Consider the following 17,132-nt stretch of genomic DNA (forward strand, 5'->3'; position numbering starts at 1 on the left):
CCTATCGACTGCGCGGGTCTAGGACGCGGTACAATACGTCCGAAATTCTGTTGATCAAAATAAAGACAGCACCAATAACAAGCGTTGCGCCTAGTACAGCGTTCATATCGGCATTGAGCAGTGCGACTGTCAGATAATTACCGATGCCGGGCCAGCTGAACACGGTTTCAATCATGACTGAACCTTCCAGAAGCGCCGCATAAGATAGTCCGATAACTGTTATAAGAGGAACACGGATCGGGCGGAAACCGTGGGTCCAAATAACCCGCCATTCCGCTACACCTTTAGCGCGGGCGGTCGTAATATATTCCTGCCCGAGCTGATCAAGCATAAAGCTACGTGTCATGCGCGCGATGTAAGCAACAGAGAAAAAGGCAAGAATTGAAGCGGGCAGTATCAGATGGTCCAGCGCGTTCCAGAAGACATCCCAGTCACCGGCCAATGCGGAATCTATCAGCAATAAACCTGTACGAGGCTCCACTAGCCCTTCGTAAAAAATATCGACACGGCCAGGCCCTGACACCCATCCAAGATTTGCATAAAACACGACCAGACCAACGAGACCAAGCCAGAATGCGGGAACTGAATAGCCAAGCAGTGCGAAGACGCGGATTATCTGGTCAATCCATGTGCCGTGGTAGGCTGCTGCCCATACGCCGAGCGGGACACCCACGCCAACGCCGATAACTATGCCCAGCGTTGCCATCTCTAAAGTCGCAGGAAATACTTTTAGCAGGTCAGACGCAACCGGCCGGTTTGTTGAAATCGAGTGGCCAAGCTCGCCTTGGAAAACATCGCCGATATAAGAGATGAATTGTATGATCAAAGGACGGTCCAGCCCTAAAGCCAAACGGACAGTGTCATATTGCTCTTGTGTGGCTCGGTCCCCGACAATGGATAGCACCGGATCGATCGGGATCACGCGGCCGATGAAAAAGGTGATTGCCATCAGGCCAATAAAGGTGAGCAGAGTAACAATAATAAATCCGCCCAACGATAGGACTGTTCTCTTCAGCCTGTGGCTTTTGGATATATCTGTGCTCACGGGCGGTGACCTTTTCCTGAGTGCTCTCACCGTTTTGGCAGCCTAGGTGTCGCATTTCCAGCTGTCTGAAATGACAAACCGAGGGGCATTCATAGCTGCTAGTAAAACAATTTTTCCTAAAAGTAAAAAATATTTTGCATATAAAAATTTTTTTTGTAAAGTCGGTCATATGTGAAACGGCAGAAAATACTGTACGTCTTGGTTGCCATAGCGCCGCATCAGCGGATGTATCTATGGGGTGATCAATATGGATAGTGACTGGGAGGCAGTCTGAATGAGCCGGAAAAAAAGGGTAACCGAACCGCAATTGGGGCCTGCGATCCGTAAGCGGCGCAAGCTCATGAAAATGACGTTGCAGGATTTGTGTGACCAGTCAGGTGTTTCAGTTGGTTACCTCAGCCAAGTCGAGCGGGACAATGCGACACCGTCGCTGGGATCGCTTGCACAGATAGCCGATGCACTCGATGTCGGGTTGGAATATTTTATTGCGACATCAAAGCCGAGCGACGGATTAACACGTCATGGAGAGCGCCCGCAGTTTTCACTGGCCGGCTCGTCACTTGTCTATGAAAACCTTTCGGCGGGTTTCCCCGGCTCGGAGCTTTCAAGTTATATTTTACATGTGCCGGCCGGTTATGTGTCTGAGACTGTCAGCCACGAGGGCGAGGAAATCATCTATGTCTTGGAGGGTGAGATTGACCAGACACTGGATGGTCAAACGGTCCGGATGCGTGAAGGCGACAGCATGAACTACAGCGGCCAGATAAAACACTCATGGGCCAACCCCACTGATAAAAAGGCCCGCATACTCTGGACCGGCACATTGACCGTTCTCAATCGCAACGGCGCGATCATATTGCCGGAATTATCCCAACGACAAGAGGTGAATGAACGCCCGACCATACAAACAATGAAACAAGGAGACTAACGTGAAACACTTTAAATCCGCACTTCTAGCCAGCGCTATTATGCTGCCGCTCATGGCTGCGCCTGCCGCGTTGGCAGAAACACCTGCTGAAGCACTTGTCGTCGCGCAAAATATTGATGATATCGTCGCGATTGACCCAGCGCAGGCTTATGAATTCACTTCAGGTGAATTGGTAACAAACCTGTATGACCGTTTGGTTCAATATGACGCTGATGACACCACTGTTCTGGCCGCCGGTCTGGCAGAAAAGTGGGAGGCAGACGCCGAGGCGAAAACCATTACATTTACACTGCGTGATGGCGCGACATTCGCATCGGGAAATCCGGTCACCGCTGAAGATGTCATCTTCTCTTTCTCTCGTGTGATCAAGCTTAACCTGACGCCGGCTTTCATTCTCGCACAACTTGGCTGGACAGCCGACAATGTTGCCGAGATGGTTACAGGCGAAGGCAATACAGTGACGGTCAAATATGAAGGCGACTTTTCTCCTGCTTTCGTATTGAACGTTCTGGCCTCACGTCCGGCTTCAATTGTTGACAGTGTTCTTGTCAAAGAAAATGCGGTCGATGGCGATATGGGCAATGCCTGGCTCAACGAAAATGCAGCAGGCTCCGGCCCGTTCACATTGGACCGATATGTGCCTGCGCAAATGGTGCGTATGAAAGCCAATAAAGCTTACTTTAATGGTGCGCCTGAAATTGACAGCGTCATTATCCGCCATGTTGCTGAAGCTGCGACCCAGCAATTGCTTCTTGAAAAAGGCGACATTGATCTTGCGCGTAATCTGACACCTGACCAGATTGCTGGACTGGAAAATGAAGAGATCAAGGTCGAGACATTCCCGCAAGCTGCGGTGCACTTTTTGTCATTTAATCAAAAGACAGAAAGCCTGACTGATCCGGCTGTATGGGAAGCGGCACGTTATCTTGTGAACTATAAGGGAATGACGGACACGATCATTAAAGGTCAGATGGAAATTCATCAGGCGTTTTGGCCAAAAGGGTTCCCTGGCTCTTATGACGAAACACCATTTACCTATGATCCTGAGAAAGCCAAAAAAATTCTGGCTGATGCGGGTGTTGAGACACCAATCACGGTTTCTCTCGATGTGATCAATGCGCCGCCATTTACCGATATGGCGCAATCACTTCAGGCCAGCTTTGCTGATGCCGGTATCAATCTGGAAATCCTGCCGGGTACAGGCGCTCAGGTTATTACAAAATACCGTGAGCGTACGCATGAGGCGATGTTGCTTTACTGGGGGCCTGATTTTATGGACCCGCATTCAAATGCAAAAGCTTTTGCCTATAATTCCGACAACTCGGACGACAATTATGCGGCAACAACAACATGGCGCAATGCTTGGGCTGTTCCGGATGCGATGAATAAAGAGACAATGGCGGCATTGTCAGAATCAGACGCAGAAGTGCGCCTTGATATGTATCGCAATCTACAGAAAAAAGTGCAGGAAAGCTCTCCGATCGTGATCATGTTCCAGGCAGCTTATCAGGTTGCGATGGATAATGACGTTTCGGGCTATGTAAACGGTGCGACATCAGACTTTGTGTACTACCGCCTCGTGGACAAAAACTAAAATTGACTTCGGGCCGCCGGCACTGTGTCGGCGGCCTGTTCATTATTTTATTCCCTACAATTAAGAGATCAAAAATGACCAAGTTTCCGCCTGCCGAATTTCGACTTTCAAATTTAAGGGAGCGTATGGCGCAGACAGAAACGGATCTGGTTGTGCTCGGACCATCAAGTCACATGGCTTGGCTGTCAGGGGTTCATCCACATGGCGATGAACGGCCGGTAATGCTCGTCGTCAGCCAAAATTATGCAGGGTTTCTAATGCCAGCGCTAAATGCTGATGCGGCGCGCAAGTCTACGGATTTACCGTTCCATTTATGGCGTGATGATCAAGGACCGGAAGAAGCGCTTGCCGAGTTACTTGAAGCCGCCGGCGCAAATACGTCTGGCTTGTCGGTTGTCTTGGACGAGACAATGCGCGCTGATTTTGCTTTACGTCTTTTAGATGCCTTGGACGCACCTAAGCGCCGCTTTACAGGTGACACTGTCAGTTTGCTTCGCGCATCAAAAGATGACAATGAGTTTGCCGCGATTAAGGCTGCTCATCTGTTAAATGACGCTGCGATAAAAGCCGCCTTTGATGCACTAAAAGAGGGGATTACAGAGGGCGAGATTGTTGCGGTTATCAATGACTACTATAAAGCACATGGTGCAGCGCTCGAATTCTGTTCTGTATGCTTTGGTGAATCCGGCGCTTTCCCCCACCATTACTCAGGCGCCAATTCATTAAAGACAAACACTGCTGTTTTGATTGATTCAGGCTGCCGCCTAAATGGTTACCCGTCAGACATGACCCGTTGCGGATTTTTTGGGACACCGGACGAGACTTTCAAGAAAGTTTTTGACGTTGTCGAGCAAGCCGTTCAAGCAGCAATGGAAGTCTCTAAACCGGGGGCTCGCGCAAGTGACATCGACAAGGCTGCCCGCGATGTCATCACCGCCGCTGGCTATGGTGATAAGTTTCTTCACCGCACCGGCCACGGGCTTGGCATTGATATTCACGAGGAGCCCTATATTGCGGCGAATTCCGATCGTGTCTTGGTCGAAGGAAATGTATTCTCTATCGAGCCGGGTATTTACCTCAGCGGTAAATTCGGCATTCGCTTGGAGGAAATCGTTATTCTGCGCGAAACAGGTGCCGAGATTTTCTCTGAAATGCCACGCGATATGGTTCTCCGCTGATTAGACAATGTTTCAGCGCCGGGCAGTTTCCACTTTAAGCTGTCCGGCGGATAGTTGCGTCCTCGCGTGACCACAATTCTTGCTTAAGCGCGATGCCGTGGCCATGGGCTTCATTGAGCGTGATCATGCCGCGTTCGACTTCCGGTAAACCTTCGGCAAGCTCTGGATACCATCCGGTGTAAAAAGCCCGCACGCTTTCTTGGATAAGCGCATTCTTGGCATGCATGGAGAGATGGCACGATGCAGCATAGACCACTGGCCCTGTGCAATCATGCGGTGCAACGGGCACTTTCCATGCTTCGGCCATGCCTGCAATTTTGCGTGCTTCGGTCACGCCGCCACACCATGATAGATCAAGCATCACAACGCCTGCACAACCGGTTTCCAGATATTGCCGGAAGGCTGCGGTGCCGTTGAATGTTTCCGAAGCGCAAACCCATGTGTCACAGCTCTGAGCGTAATCCTTTACATCGCTTGGCGTGTCCATGCGGAAAGGGTCTTCGTGCCAATAGGTCTTGAAAGGCGCCAGTTCACGCGCAATTCGCTTGGCCATTGGCAATGACCATAGCGAGTGAAACTCAACCATAATATCTATGTCATCACCCACAGCCGAGCGAATTTGCTCAAACGGTTTGAGCGCGGTGCGAAGTTCCTGTGGTGTAATTTCCAAGCCACCGGATCGTTCTGCCGCAATATCAAACGGCCATATTTTCATCGCCGTAATGCCGTCATCCAGCAAAGATTGAGCTAGTGCGCCCGCATCGGTCAAAAACGCTTCCAAGTCCTCATAAGGGCCTTCGGCTTGTCCGTTGTTCCAGTTTTCAACAGATTGGCCGCGTTTATCGCGTACATATTTATAACCCGCACAAGTGTTATAGGTACGAATCTTGTCGCGCGAGCGGCCGCCAAGCGCATCGGCAAGCGGCAATTGCAGTATCTTCGCGAATAAATCCCATAAAGCGATATCAAGGGCAGAATAAGCACGTGTTTCAACACCGGCCCCGCGCCATCCGATATAGTCGTTCAACTGGTTCACGCAGTCTTGCAGGTGCAATGGATTTTTACCAATAAGGCGCAGCGCACACCAGTCGTGGATATAGGCTTCAACTGCCGATGCGCCGAAAAAGGTTTCGCCCAACCCCGTGATGCCCTCATCCGTCTCAATGACAACCCAGATGATGTTTGCGAACTCGGCAAGCCGCAAAGTCTTAATCGCAGAGATTTTCATGGCTTAGCGTCCTGTAATGCCCGGGAAGATAATCAGCATTGCCAGTGCCAGAATTTGCAGCGCAATAAATGGCAGGAGCGATTTGAAAATGGTCGCCAGAGAAATATCCGGTGGCGCGACACTCTTCAAATAAAACGCGGCGGGTCCAAATGGCGGTGACAGGAACGAGACCTGCATATTCATACAGAACACGACGCCGAACCATACAGGATCATACCCCAACTCGGAAATGATCGGCACAAATATAGGCATCGTTAAAAGTGCGATGCCGACCCAATCAAGAAACATGCCCAAGATGAACAAAATCAGCATCATGAATAGCAGGATGATAACACGGTTCTCGGAGATGCCTGTTATCAAGTCGGATACGAAATTGATGCCGCCCATCAGGTTGAAAACGCCAACAAGAGCGCTGGCGCCAATGCCAATCCAGACGATCATGCCGACCGTTTGCAGTGTTTGCAGTGCTGCGCCTTTCAGCAAATCGAGCGTGAATTCACCGCGGATGATAGTTGAAAGCAATACACCGGCAACACCGACAGCCGATGCTTCTGTAACACTGGCAATACCGCCATAAATGGAGCCAAGCACACACACCACAACAAGTAGCGGCAAAATAAGCCCTTTGAGCAAACGGATTTTTTCGCTCATCGGTGTCTGATAATCTTGTTCAGGAACAGGCGCGACTGCCGGGTTCAAATAAGCCCGCACAAGGATGTAGATCACATAGAAACCTGCAAGCATAAGGGCAGGCAGGAATGAAGCAGTGAATAAATCACCGATAGAAACGTTGGCTGTCAGGCCATAAATAATAAGAACAATAGAAGGTGGCAGCATGGTGCCGAGTGCGCCGCCTGCACAAACGACACCAATAGCAAGGTGTTTGTCATAACCGAGGCGAAGCATTTGAGGCAGTGCCACAAGGCCCAGCAAGACAACTTCGCCGCCAATAATTCCGCTCATGGCAGCTAGAATGACCGCAACCAGAATAGTCTGGATCGCGATACCGCCGCGCAGACGCCCGCCGACAAGACGCATAGCGTCGAATAGGTCTCGTGCAATACCTGAGCGGTCAAGTATCGCCGCCATAAGCACAAACATCGGCACTGAGACAAAGACGAATGACGAAACAAATGAGTAAACCCGGCTTGTGATGAGCGGCACGACCATTGGCCCAAACCATCCAAGGGCAAATATGAGTGCGACAAGAAGGGTTACATAAGCCAGCGGAATGCCGGTGACGAGCAGGCCAAGCAGCATGGCGAACATTAAAAATGTGCCGCCGCCTATGCCGAGTTCTTGAAAGGAGCCAAAGAATTCCACTAGCTGCGTCCCCGTGCATAATTATAGGCAAGAATGATAAATTGAACGGCCATCACGGTCATAATAATAAGTAAGAAAATCTTGATGGCACCGGGAAACACAGGGTCCCATGCGCTGCCGGAGCGCTCCAGTCTGATACTGCCGTCGGGGCGAAAGGCTGCGCGTAAAACCATTGTGTAAGCAGCCCATGCAAACATGGCGCTTGCCGCCGCGCAAACAACAGAAATCACGATATCAAATATCCGCCGTATGCGGGGTGGTATGACATCGTATATGAGAACAACACGGATATGACTGTTGCGTGCGGTGCAGTAGAGACCGCCGTAAATAAAGGCCATGCCGCACAGGAAAATAGTGGTCTCATGCGCCCAGATCGTTGGCGCGTTGAAGATGTAACGCAAAATGACTTCGTTCATCAAAATAAACATGGATAAAACGATGCCGACAGCAAACACGATGCCGATGCGGTTGATCCAGCGGCCCAGCCATCCAGCTTGCTTAATGGCGCCGGGATCGTCGGGCACATGAACAGATTCTTCTGGTTTTGACAAAGCAGCCTCCCACATAAAAAGAATCGGGCAAAATGCCCGATTCCAATTTTAGCTAATGTTTATTGCATCAGACCATTGTCTTTGAGGTAAGTTGTAAGAACGTCATAGACCTTCCGTGCATTTTCGGAACGCTCTGCAACTTTTGCCCACTCGCCGGTGGCAATAGTGCGGAACTTGGCGCGCTCTTCTGCAGGCCAGTCTGTCACTGTGACTTCTCCGCCTGCTTTGGCAGCTTCAACAGCTTCCATGTCTTTCTCGGCAAGCGCAGCAACCTGACTTTTTGCGAATTCACGTACGCTTTCTTCCAGCATTGCTTTTGTTTCATCCGGCAATGCGTCCCACTTTGTTTTGTTCATAGAAATTTCAACGAGAGGCATGGAGTGGAAGCCAGGGTATACAGGGTTCGGGGCAACATCGTGCATGCCCTGAGCCTGGTTTGTTGAAAATACAGAATAGTCAGCGGCGTCGATCACACCCTTATCAAGAGAAGTGAACACTTCAGAGCCAGGCAGGTTAACTGGAGCCGCGCCTGCTGCCGCGAAAACCTGCTGAACGAGACCTTCCGGTGCGCGCATTTTCAGACCCTTCAGGTCATCAACACCGTTAAGCTCTTTCTTGGAGACAAATGCTTCAAGGCCAGGTGTTGTCGCGCCAATGAAATGAAGTCCGTAAGGCTCCATCAACTCGTTCATGAGTTCTTTGCCGCCGCCTTCATTCATGAATGTAAACATTTCCTCAGGTGCCGACCATGCGCCAACCGGATTGGCGATCAATCCAAAAGCAGGGTCCTTGCCGGCGAAATAGGATGTATCAGTGATGTGGCCGTCCAGAATACCCGCGGCGATAGCATCTTGGGTTTCATTATGCGCAACAATCGATTCAACTGGAAGCAATTCGATGGCAATTTTACCGCCTGACTTTTCCGCAACCGCTTCAGCCCATCCTTGTTGAAGAATGAAGTTTGGGTTACCGGCTGGGTCAGATGACTGGAATTTCAAAGTCATTTCCTGCGCATAAGCAGAAACAGACATTGCTGCGCCGACGAGACCGACGAGTGCGAGTTTCGAGATTTTATTTAACATGCGGTTTTCCTCCCTTGCATGTGGTTTGGTTAGTTTCAGCCCGCAAAAGCGGGCTGGTTACGCCTTTCAAGCCGATTTCATAAACGGCTTTAAGGCAGTGATGGCCTGTTGTGTTATGACCGCCAAAGACTGACTGCAGTCCAGTGTCACACCTTCTTCACTGTCTTCCAATGGCTCAAGAGAGGCCAATTGACTATCTAGCAAGGGAACACCGACGAAATGTGACTGTCTAGTCTCCAGACGTTCGACCAATAGCGAGCGCTCGGCTGTTAAGTGAACAAAGAAAGCTCCGGAAAGCTTTGCGCTGAGTATTCTTCGATATGAGCGTTTCAAGGCCGAACAGGCAATAACCGGAACATTGCCGTTGCGTCGCAAACCAAGTGCGGCTTGTGCAATAGAATCCAGCCAAGGCAAGCGATCATCGTCTGTTAACGCGATACCATTCATCATTTTTTCGCGGTTTGACGGCGAGTGGAAGTCATCGGCTTCGACAAAAGCATAATTCAAGCTTTTTGCCAAAGCTGTTCCAATAGCGGATTTCCCGGCGCCGCAGACGCCCATAATGATAATCGATGGCGATGTTGTCAGCGCATTCATGATCATTTCCTTCTTGCTTTCAATAAATGGTAGCGCTAACATTTGTCAAGAAATATATTTCATTTTAGATGTCTCTGACTTTGGCACCCTGCGCAGGCTGGATAAAAAGATGAAATCAACAGGTGTAACTATTGCTGACGTTGCGCGTGAAGCCGGTGTCAGTCCCATGACTGTATCAAGGTCATTGCGTGAGCCTGCGCGCGTTTCAGCAAAATCACGCGAACGGATAGCGGAAGTTATCGAGCGTTTGGGATATGTGCCGGATCCGGCTGCACGGGCATTGGCTGCGGGCCGCACAAATGTCATTGGTGTTATTATCCCGTCGGTAACAAACAATGTGTTTTCCGACGTGATGCGCGGAATTTATGGCGTTATCGAAAATAGCCCGTGGCAGGTACAATTGGGTAATTCGCGCTACGTGGCAGAAACGGAAGAGGCTTTAACGCGCACTTTTCTAAGCCAGCGCCCTGCGGGTTTAATTGTTTCAGGTGTTGATCAAACCCGGAAAACACGTGAATTGCTCATCAATGCGCCATGCCGTGTTGTTCAAATCATGGAGCTTGGAGAAGCGCCAATCGATATGATGGTCGGCTTTTCCCACCGTGAAGCTGCGCGTGTTGCGACACAACATTTGTTTGACAAAGGATATAGACGGCCGGCTTTTCTGGCCGCGCGCGTTGATCCGCGAACGAAACGCCGGATGGCCGGGTTTGAAGATGTCGTCAGAACCGCTGGCGCATTTGATCCCAGTAGAATTCTTGCGACATCCGCACCGTCTTCAGCAGCGCTCGGGCGGACGCTTATGGCTGAATTGCTCGACAATGCGCCTGAAACGGATTCCGTCCTCTGTAACAATGACGATCTGGCGTTGGGGGCGTTATTTGAGTGCCTGCACAGAGGGATAGACGTTCCCAACGCGATAGGTATTTGTGGTTTCAATGATCTTGAGATGATGGCGGTAGCCTATCCGACGATAACAAGCGTTAAAACCTATCGTGAAGAAATGGGGCGCATAGCCGCAACAATGATTTTGGAAACCCTAAAGGGTATCGAGCCGGAGGAACCTGTTGTCGACTTGGGCTTTGATGTCATGTCGCGTCAAAGCACAGCCAAACTGCTTTAAAGCTGCCATAGCAGCGAAATGCTCCCTATGCCGAGATTTCTTGCGCTTTCATCTCAGGTTGATCGTTCGGTGCCTCCAGCATTCCTGACATCTCTGTGATCGTCAGTTCTATAGTATCAGTTAACTTCGAAATAATTGACGTGTCCGGCCGCTCGCCAAGGCTGGCTTGCGATTCAATCTCTTCACATATTTGCTGGGCGGCATAGGCACCGGCGCTACTGCACATTGATTTTAAAGCGTGGGCAAGCTGTTTAAGTTCTTTACTGTCTGAAGCTTCTTCGTAGCAATCAACGAGCGCGCTTAAATTTTCCCCGACTTTATCAATGAACATTGAGAACACTTTTGTTCGCATGTCATTGCCGGTTGTCTGGCTTACCATCTCAAACATTGACAAGACATCTTCGGACAAAATCGCGTCTTTCGGTGCTTCAAAGACGGGTGTTTCCGGGCTTGGAACTGCTAGTTCGTCGCTCTTGAATTTTTCAAAGACATTGCTCAGTTGGGCGACCGTAAACGGCTTGGCGATGTAATGGTCCATGCCAGCGGTTTTCCATCGTTCTGCTTCTTTGCCGGTAACATGGGCGGTAAGCGCGACGATATGGGCATCTTTACTTAAGCCGTTGCCGCGAATAGCTGCGGTCGCCTGATATCCATCCATGCCGGGCATCGAACAATCCATAAAGATAATGTCGAATGGTTGCTGCTGGGCGATTTCAACCGCCTGTTGCCCGCTCTCGGCAAAAATTGCACTTACATTTAATGCACTAAGAGCTTCGCCAAGAACTTCGCGGTTAACCGCATTGTCGTCCACAGCCAACACTTTGAGATGCGTATAGTTGCCATCGATCTGTATGCTTGATGATGAGGATGATTTGTTGTCAAGCAAGCTATAATCGTTCTGGTTCAATGACTGAATAATGCGTTCAACAGCTTGAAGTCCGAGCGGTAGCTCTACAGCGCCAACAACATTTTCATTGAGCAATACATCACCATGTGAGGCACCATAATCAGACGAAGCGATGATCGGTGCTTTGTCCAAATTGTTAAGCACAGAAAGACTGCTTTGGGCGCATATAATCAAGTCCGGCTTGTCTGTTTCTGTCTCAAGGTTTGAAACATTCAGGCCGGCAAGCTCCAGCATATCGTTTATCGCAGTATAGGCGACCTGATTATCATTACGCACAGCAACGTTAAATGCTTGTTTCGGAACTGTACGGATGGCAGGCGCTTCATGAACAGGCAGTGAAAGCGTCAGGTTAAAGCTTGTGCCTTTACCTTCAACGCTTGTTGCCGAAAGCTCGCCATTCATTGCTTCTGCAAGTCTTTTGGAAATCGAGAGTCCGAGACCAGTACCGCCATAGTTACGTGTAGTTGACTGATCGGCCTGCGAAAACGCTTCGAATATCGTCGCTAGTTTTTCTTGCGCAATACCAATGCCGGTATCTTCAACACTGATGGTGATTGCCTGCTGTTCGGATTGGTCATGCACAGCAACACGAATGAGAACGCCGCCTGTTTCGGTAAATTTCAAGGCGTTGTTGGTCAGATTGGAAATGATTTGGCCAAGGCGGGTTGGATCACCGATAGACATTTGCGCAATTTCAGGCGCTATCACTATGCCTATTTGAAGGGACTTTTCATGGGCGCGCGCTGCAAACAAACTCACTGTATCTTCTATGAGTGTTGCCAGCGAAAATGGAATTTCTTCAAGCTCAAGCTTGCCTGCCTCAATTTTCGACATATCCAGAATGTCGTTAATGATGTGTAGCAATGAATTACCGGATCGCGAAATAACTTCTGCAAAACGTTGCTGGCGCGCCGATAAATTTGAAGCTGCCAAGAGCTCAGACATAACAAGCATGCCATTCATCGGGGTTCTGATTTCATGGCTCATCGTGGCCAGAAAGTCGGATTTTGCAGCATTGGCCTGCCGCGCGTCGTCAGCGGCAATTTTGAGTTCTTCGGTGCGTTGCTGAACTGTAATTTCAAGTGTGTCGCGGTGACGGCGTATGGCATTGTTGCGCTCGTGAATGGTTTCAAATGCATCATTAAAAGCGGTTGCCAAGACGCCGACTTCATCTTTGCTATCAAATGAAAAACGGGTTGTCAGATCAGGGTTTCGGCCCATCGTTAAAAGCTGGCCGGACATCATTTTGATTGGCATTAAAGCGCGGTTAATTGCCCAATAAGCGGCAATCGCAATGAAAAGCCCCGATGCCAGAGCGACAAACACCATAAGTATGAAACTTTGCATGAACTTGCCACGCAGCGTTGATATATCTGCATGTATGGCAAGTGTCGCGATCTGCTCGCCGGAAAACCATATAGGCGCATTTGTTTGCAAAGTGTTCGCGGTGAAAATTGAAATAAGCGAACTTCCATCGAACTTACCGTCACGCCCCAATAAGCCAACGCTGGCGCCCATTTCGGCAATAGTGCTGCCATCAAGCGCTTTGACAGAGATAAACTTAATTTGCTCAACATCGCTTATGCCACGCAGCACCGTGTAGAGTGCGCTACGATCATTTTTTGCAACGGCATCCGAGCTTGCAGCGGCAAAGGCAGTTGTTGTCCCTTCAAGCCGCACACGCTCTGCTTCAATGGTTTGAAAGAAGTCGCGGGCTATGAATAAACCGGCAATCAGGCAAACGCCAAGCATCACAACGCCGGCGACAAGTGCCGAAATTCTGAAGCCGATACTGTTTTTAAGTTCCAGTTTAGTCATCTTTATTTCCTGTGTTGAAGGAAATCTAAATGAAGAAGGTTAAGAACTGGAAACCGCATTTCGTGGAGTTTATCTGACCGGTTTACGGATTCTTATAGTATTTCATTTAATCCTGAAGTTTGATCACAGGGTGTATTGTGCGTGAAGACTTTATTACTGGACGATGACCAGATATTTTTAACCGTTGCAGAAACTTGTCTTGCAAGTTTGGGGGCAGAAATAGTCAAGGCGACAACAGAGGCAGAGATTGCCTTTGATATTGCGCGCACCCAAAATATTGATTTGATCGCTATCGATTTGAACATGCCCGAACTTGACGGCTTGGCCGTCTTGCGGACCCTGTCTGAAATGAAATTTCGCGGTGCGTTGATTATTATTTCAGGCGAAAAAAACGCAATTGTGTCATCAGCGGGCGTTATTGCTGGCAAGATGGGGCTGAAAATTTGCGGAGCAATATCCAAGCCGCTGAACATGGCCAATCTAAGCGAATGTTATCAGCGGGCTGTCGCACAGGTCAAACATGCGAAACACAGCGTCGACCATATCAAGCTTGTTCAAAAAGGCGACCTGAAGCCATTTTATGAGTTCCAACCCCAAATCAATATTCACACTGGTAAACTCATCGGTGTTGAAGCATTGCTGCGCGGATATGATGACAACGGGCAGGTTTTTGGACCGCGAGCTGTTCTTGCCGGTAAGCCCGAAAATATTTCTGATGCTGAATTTTCTATACAGTTGTTCGATATCTTTTGTTCTGATGTCGCAGCAATGCGCGCAAAAGGTTTTACAAACCGGTTTGCTTTCAATGCCGACGCTTCGACGCTTGAAAGTCCGAACGCCTTTGAACTGTTTCGTGATTCAGCGCGCGCGCACGAACTTGATCCCAGCGGCATTGTCATTGAATTAATTGAATCCCATTTGCCAAAAGATGAAGCCTGGCTGCTGGAAGTGATGGCCAGACTGGGTATTGCCGGGTTTGAAATTTCGATGGATGACTTTGCAACAGGTGCCTCAAGTTTTGATTTGCTGCGTGCAGGCGCGTTTAGCGAAGTTAAGCTGGATGCAAGCCTTATTCAAAAGAGCGCAACAGATTCTGCCACCGCCAAATTTATTGCCGGCGTTGTCGAGGTAGCAAAAGAACTTGATATCCGTCTGATTGCCGAGGGCGTCGAATGCACGGAAGATGTTGATCGGATGCTTCAGCTTGGCGTTGAATATACGCAAGGCTATTTTATAGCAAAGCCGGCAGGCAAAGATGATTTGCAGACAAGTTATCCATTCGTCGACCCGCAGGCAAAAACAGCGGCCTGCTAAGGCTTGCGCTAAGTAAGTCCAGCATCAATTCACAACGCATGAATGGAATCAATCGACCAAGCGGACTTGCGCGTTGGGCCCAATACCATCAGGCGCAGGAACGGGTGTGGAATCATAGTCGGAATTGATGATGAGACGGACACCAGCCGTGATTTTTACTTCGTCGGCAACAATTGCTGTCCATGCAGAGTGGTCGCCGACGGCAGCTTTACATAAAAGACCAAGACCTTGGAGAACGCCGCCAACGAGTTCTGTATCGCATATGCCGTCGCCATCTTCATCACCGCCAATCGTCAGATTGTCTTCGGGCAGGTAGACGGTGCCGACAAGTTTCTTTGCATCCTTGCTTTCGATTTTGATTTTACGTTTATCCTTGCCAATACTTTTAGTTGGCTGCGCATAAATCAGAATACCTGCTAGAGGGCCCGTCTCCGGTGCACTTAAAGAGATTTTCGTGTCATTCTTGAATTCAAGGCCGGCCTTATCGCCGACAAGAACGATGCTCACATTTTCTCCGATGAGTGTTGAGCCTTTTTCGATCTTAAAGTTATTGTCTTTGAAGATATATACGCCTGGCCTCATGGTGATGACCGAGTTCTTGCTGATTTTCAACTCACCACAATAAAGTCCCGGTGAAAGAAACTTAACAAGCGACAGAATTTCCAGCTTGTTATTATAGTCGCAAACTTGACCCTTGATGCTTTCATCAATCAAACGTGCACGCTCTTCCAGCGGGTCTGGCAGGGCAGGGCAATTGGTTACGGGCATTGGATAGTAGTTTCGCGAATTACCTTCAAAACCACCACTACTGCACGTTAGCAGGCTTTCGAGCTTTGCATCTTTTTTGAGCGAGACGCCTTTTAAGCTGGAAGAGTTCGAGTAAGCGGCACATTCATTTGCGCGTACATAAGCGTCACCCGACATCTGTAATGCTGTGTTAGCATCTTCAGATTGAGCGATTATACATGTGCTTGTGTTGCCTGCGGCCGAGGCTGTTGCATCAACCTGAATTTGCGGCGTTGGAAAAATGGATGCAGAAAAATACGGGTAATAATCCTGAGAAACAATCACGGTTACCCGTCGTTCTTTCTCGTCAATCTGTGTTTTGACCTTATATTCGGTTGAATCGCCTTCAGACCGCTGAATGTTTGAAATAACGACTGATTTTGCGACAGCATCGGCGGTTGTCGTGCTCCAACCTTTAAGCGCCGCTTCTTTTACGGCAGCCAATGCGCCTGCATCAGCAGCATTCTGAATAATGGACTTATGCTGATTATACGCAATGAAATCGAGACTGCCCGCAGCCGCGCTCATGAAAACAGGCATTGCGAGCGCTGTTTTGAGAGCGAAGCTTCCGCTTTTTGACGTTTTTAAACGTCGTAGCTGGGCAAAAAACTTTTTCATTATGTTCACATGACACATATATCCTTACAATCAGGTAAAATCTTTCTCTCAAAAATTAGTTAGCCATAGAAGGTAATTGCAGACTATTGTTCGCCAAAACGGATCGGTGCGATTGCTTGCTTCATGTAGCGCGCACTTCCCGATACTCGAATTGAACTGCCTTTGATGTTGGAAAAAACGCGCATTAATCAGCGAACGAGCACCCATATCTTCACCTTGAACAATGTTTATTTCGCCATCATTCAGCGCGCCGCTGTCTCTTAAGTAGCCGGCGAAAGCGGCAGCCGCAGCCCCGGTGGCTGGGTCTTCCAATACGCCGCCCGACGCAAAGGCATTTCGTGCATGGTAAAGCCGCTCATGCTCTCTCCAAACAAACATGATTGTAGTCAGCCTTGCTTTATTCATTAGTTCTCGTCCGGCATCGAGATCGTAATGCATGGTAGAAAGTTTTTCACGGCTGTTTAAGGCAATCACAATATGGTTTGCGCCCGCCTGAATTAAAGCAGGGTGAATTTGCGGATCAATATCAGCGGCATTATATCCCATCAAATCAAGTGTGGCATTGCGCGTGTCACTTGGCGCATCGCTATGTGATGTTGGAGGAGACTGTAAAGACGCACTATAAATCTCGCCGCGCTGGCTTCCTTCAATAGTAATGTCTGTATGGCTCAGAGATAACGTCCAGATATTAGGGCCAAACTGATCTGCCAGCACTGCCCCCAAAGCGATGGTTGCATGCCCGCAAAATGGCACCTCGCTTTCAGGTGAATAATACCGTGTTGTCCATTTTCCATTATCGGCCAAAGCGGCAAAAACTGTTTCCGAGTATCCAATCTCCGCTGCGATTTCTTGCATTTTTGCCGGGCTGGGAAGTTGCTCGGCAATCATGACCCCTGCTGGATTCCCGCCTATTGAACCATCGCTAAATGCTGCAACTCTGAACACTGTCATATTGTTAATCCTGAATAATTGAACTCCGCATCTAATTTATCAAATTGAAAAGTTTTCGCCTGATGTTATTTAAGGAATAGAGGTCAATT

General features: G+C 49.0%; 13 protein-coding genes and 1 pseudogene. 5 read left to right on the plus strand and 9 right to left on the minus strand.

Annotated elements, in window-relative coordinates:
* Position 1: 1 nt before the first annotated feature.
* Entirely contained in the window at positions 2-1,015 is a 1,014-nt protein-coding gene (locus SU32_RS05720) for an ABC transporter permease (RefSeq protein ID WP_281175872.1), read from the minus strand.
* A 304-nt stretch (positions 1,016-1,319) separates the two neighbouring features.
* On the opposite strand from SU32_RS05720, the gene SU32_RS05725 reads away from it, so the two are divergent.
* The 3 genes from SU32_RS05725 (at position 1,320) to SU32_RS05735 (ending at position 4,745) form a co-directional block, all read left to right on the plus strand.
* Positions 1,320-1,973, plus strand: coding sequence for a helix-turn-helix domain-containing protein (locus SU32_RS05725; protein ID WP_053998395.1), 654 nt, complete (start codon positions 1,320-1,322; stop codon positions 1,971-1,973).
* 1 nt (position 1,974) lies between these two features.
* A complete protein-coding gene (locus SU32_RS05730) occupies positions 1,975-3,567 on the plus strand; it encodes an ABC transporter substrate-binding protein (RefSeq protein WP_053998396.1) in 1,593 nt (530 codons plus the stop codon).
* A 74-nt stretch (positions 3,568-3,641) separates the two neighbouring features.
* A complete protein-coding gene (locus SU32_RS05735; protein ID WP_053998516.1) occupies positions 3,642-4,745 on the plus strand; it encodes a M24 family metallopeptidase in 1,104 nt (367 codons plus the stop codon).
* 34 nt (positions 4,746-4,779) lie between these two features.
* On the opposite strand, the gene SU32_RS05740 is transcribed toward SU32_RS05735, so the two are convergent.
* The 5 genes from SU32_RS05740 to SU32_RS05760 form a co-directional block, all read right to left on the minus strand.
* On the minus strand, positions 4,780-5,973 hold the full coding sequence (locus SU32_RS05740) for a mandelate racemase/muconate lactonizing enzyme family protein (RefSeq protein WP_053998397.1): 1,194 nt from the start codon (positions 5,971-5,973) through the stop codon (positions 4,780-4,782).
* Between the two features lie 3 nt (positions 5,974-5,976).
* Positions 5,977-7,242 carry a TRAP transporter large permease gene (locus SU32_RS05745; protein WP_211097697.1) on the minus strand — a complete coding sequence of 422 codons (1,266 nt, stop codon included), beginning with the start codon at positions 7,240-7,242 and terminating at the stop codon, positions 5,977-5,979.
* A 53-nt stretch (positions 7,243-7,295) separates the two neighbouring features.
* Positions 7,296-7,847 (minus strand): TRAP transporter small permease subunit, encoded by a 552-nt coding sequence (locus tag SU32_RS05750; protein ID WP_053998517.1) that lies wholly within the window; start codon positions 7,845-7,847, stop codon positions 7,296-7,298.
* A gap of 59 nt (positions 7,848-7,906) precedes the next feature.
* Complete coding sequence (locus SU32_RS05755; RefSeq protein ID WP_053998399.1) at positions 7,907-8,929, minus strand: TRAP transporter substrate-binding protein; 1,023 nt, start codon at positions 8,927-8,929, stop codon at positions 7,907-7,909.
* Positions 8,930-8,995: 66 nt separating this feature from the next.
* A complete protein-coding gene (locus SU32_RS05760; protein ID WP_053998400.1) occupies positions 8,996-9,526 on the minus strand; it encodes a gluconokinase in 531 nt (176 codons plus the stop codon).
* A gap of 109 nt (positions 9,527-9,635) precedes the next feature.
* On the opposite strand from SU32_RS05760, the gene gntR reads away from it, so the two are divergent.
* The gene (gene gntR / locus SU32_RS05765; RefSeq protein WP_053998518.1) at positions 9,636-10,649 is read left to right on the plus strand and encodes an HTH-type transcriptional regulator GntR; all 1,014 of its coding nucleotides are present in this window, start codon (positions 9,636-9,638) and stop codon (positions 10,647-10,649) included.
* A 25-nt stretch (positions 10,650-10,674) separates the two neighbouring features.
* Here the strand turns inward: gntR and SU32_RS05770 are convergent, their stop codons facing one another.
* Positions 10,675-13,374 (minus strand): hybrid sensor histidine kinase/response regulator, encoded by a 2,700-nt coding sequence (locus tag SU32_RS05770; RefSeq protein ID WP_053998401.1) that lies wholly within the window; start codon positions 13,372-13,374, stop codon positions 10,675-10,677.
* Between the two features lie 141 nt (positions 13,375-13,515).
* Between SU32_RS05770 and SU32_RS05775 the strand changes: the two genes are divergently transcribed.
* A complete protein-coding gene (locus SU32_RS05775) occupies positions 13,516-14,688 on the plus strand; it encodes an EAL domain-containing response regulator (protein ID WP_053998402.1) in 1,173 nt (390 codons plus the stop codon).
* 48 nt (positions 14,689-14,736) lie between these two features.
* On the opposite strand, the gene SU32_RS05780 is transcribed toward SU32_RS05775, so the two are convergent.
* Positions 14,737-16,092: a TadE/TadG family type IV pilus assembly protein gene (locus tag SU32_RS05780; protein WP_053998403.1), complete on the minus strand. Its 1,356-nt coding sequence runs from the start codon at positions 16,090-16,092 to the stop codon at positions 14,737-14,739.
* An 83-nt stretch (positions 16,093-16,175) separates the two neighbouring features.
* A pseudogene (locus tag SU32_RS05785) lies at positions 16,176-17,043 on the minus strand (PhzF family phenazine biosynthesis protein).
* Positions 17,044-17,132 lie beyond the last annotated feature (89 nt).

The sequence above is a fragment of the Ahrensia marina genome, from assembly GCF_001293565.1.
Lineage (GTDB): Bacteria > Pseudomonadota > Alphaproteobacteria > Rhizobiales > Rhizobiaceae > Ahrensia > Ahrensia marina.

Bases quoted from the DNA above. Each gene is read 5' to 3' on its own strand.
- SU32_RS05760 (WP_053998400.1), bottom strand. From the start codon at position 9,526: ATGAATGCGCTGACAACATCGCCATCGATTATCATTATGGGCGTCTGC.
- SU32_RS05740 (WP_053998397.1), bottom strand. From the start codon at position 5,973: ATGAAAATCTCTGCGATTAAGACTTTGCGGCTTGCCGAGTTCGCAAAC.
- SU32_RS05770 (WP_053998401.1), bottom strand. From the start codon at position 13,374: ATGACTAAACTGGAACTTAAAAACAGTATCGGCTTCAGAATTTCGGCA.
- SU32_RS05755 (WP_053998399.1), bottom strand. From the start codon at position 8,929: ATGTTAAATAAAATCTCGAAACTCGCACTCGTCGGTCTCGTCGGCGCA.
- gntR (WP_053998518.1), top strand. From the start codon at position 9,636: ATGAAATCAACAGGTGTAACTATTGCTGACGTTGCGCGTGAAGCCGGT.
- SU32_RS05735 (WP_053998516.1), top strand. From the start codon at position 3,642: ATGACCAAGTTTCCGCCTGCCGAATTTCGACTTTCAAATTTAAGGGAG.
- SU32_RS05725 (WP_053998395.1), top strand. From the start codon at position 1,320: ATGAGCCGGAAAAAAAGGGTAACCGAACCGCAATTGGGGCCTGCGATC.
- SU32_RS05780 (WP_053998403.1), bottom strand. From the start codon at position 16,092: ATGAAAAAGTTTTTTGCCCAGCTACGACGTTTAAAAACGTCAAAAAGC.
- SU32_RS05745 (WP_211097697.1), bottom strand. From the start codon at position 7,242: ATGTTCGCCATGCTGCTTGGCCTGCTCGTCACCGGCATTCCGCTGGCT.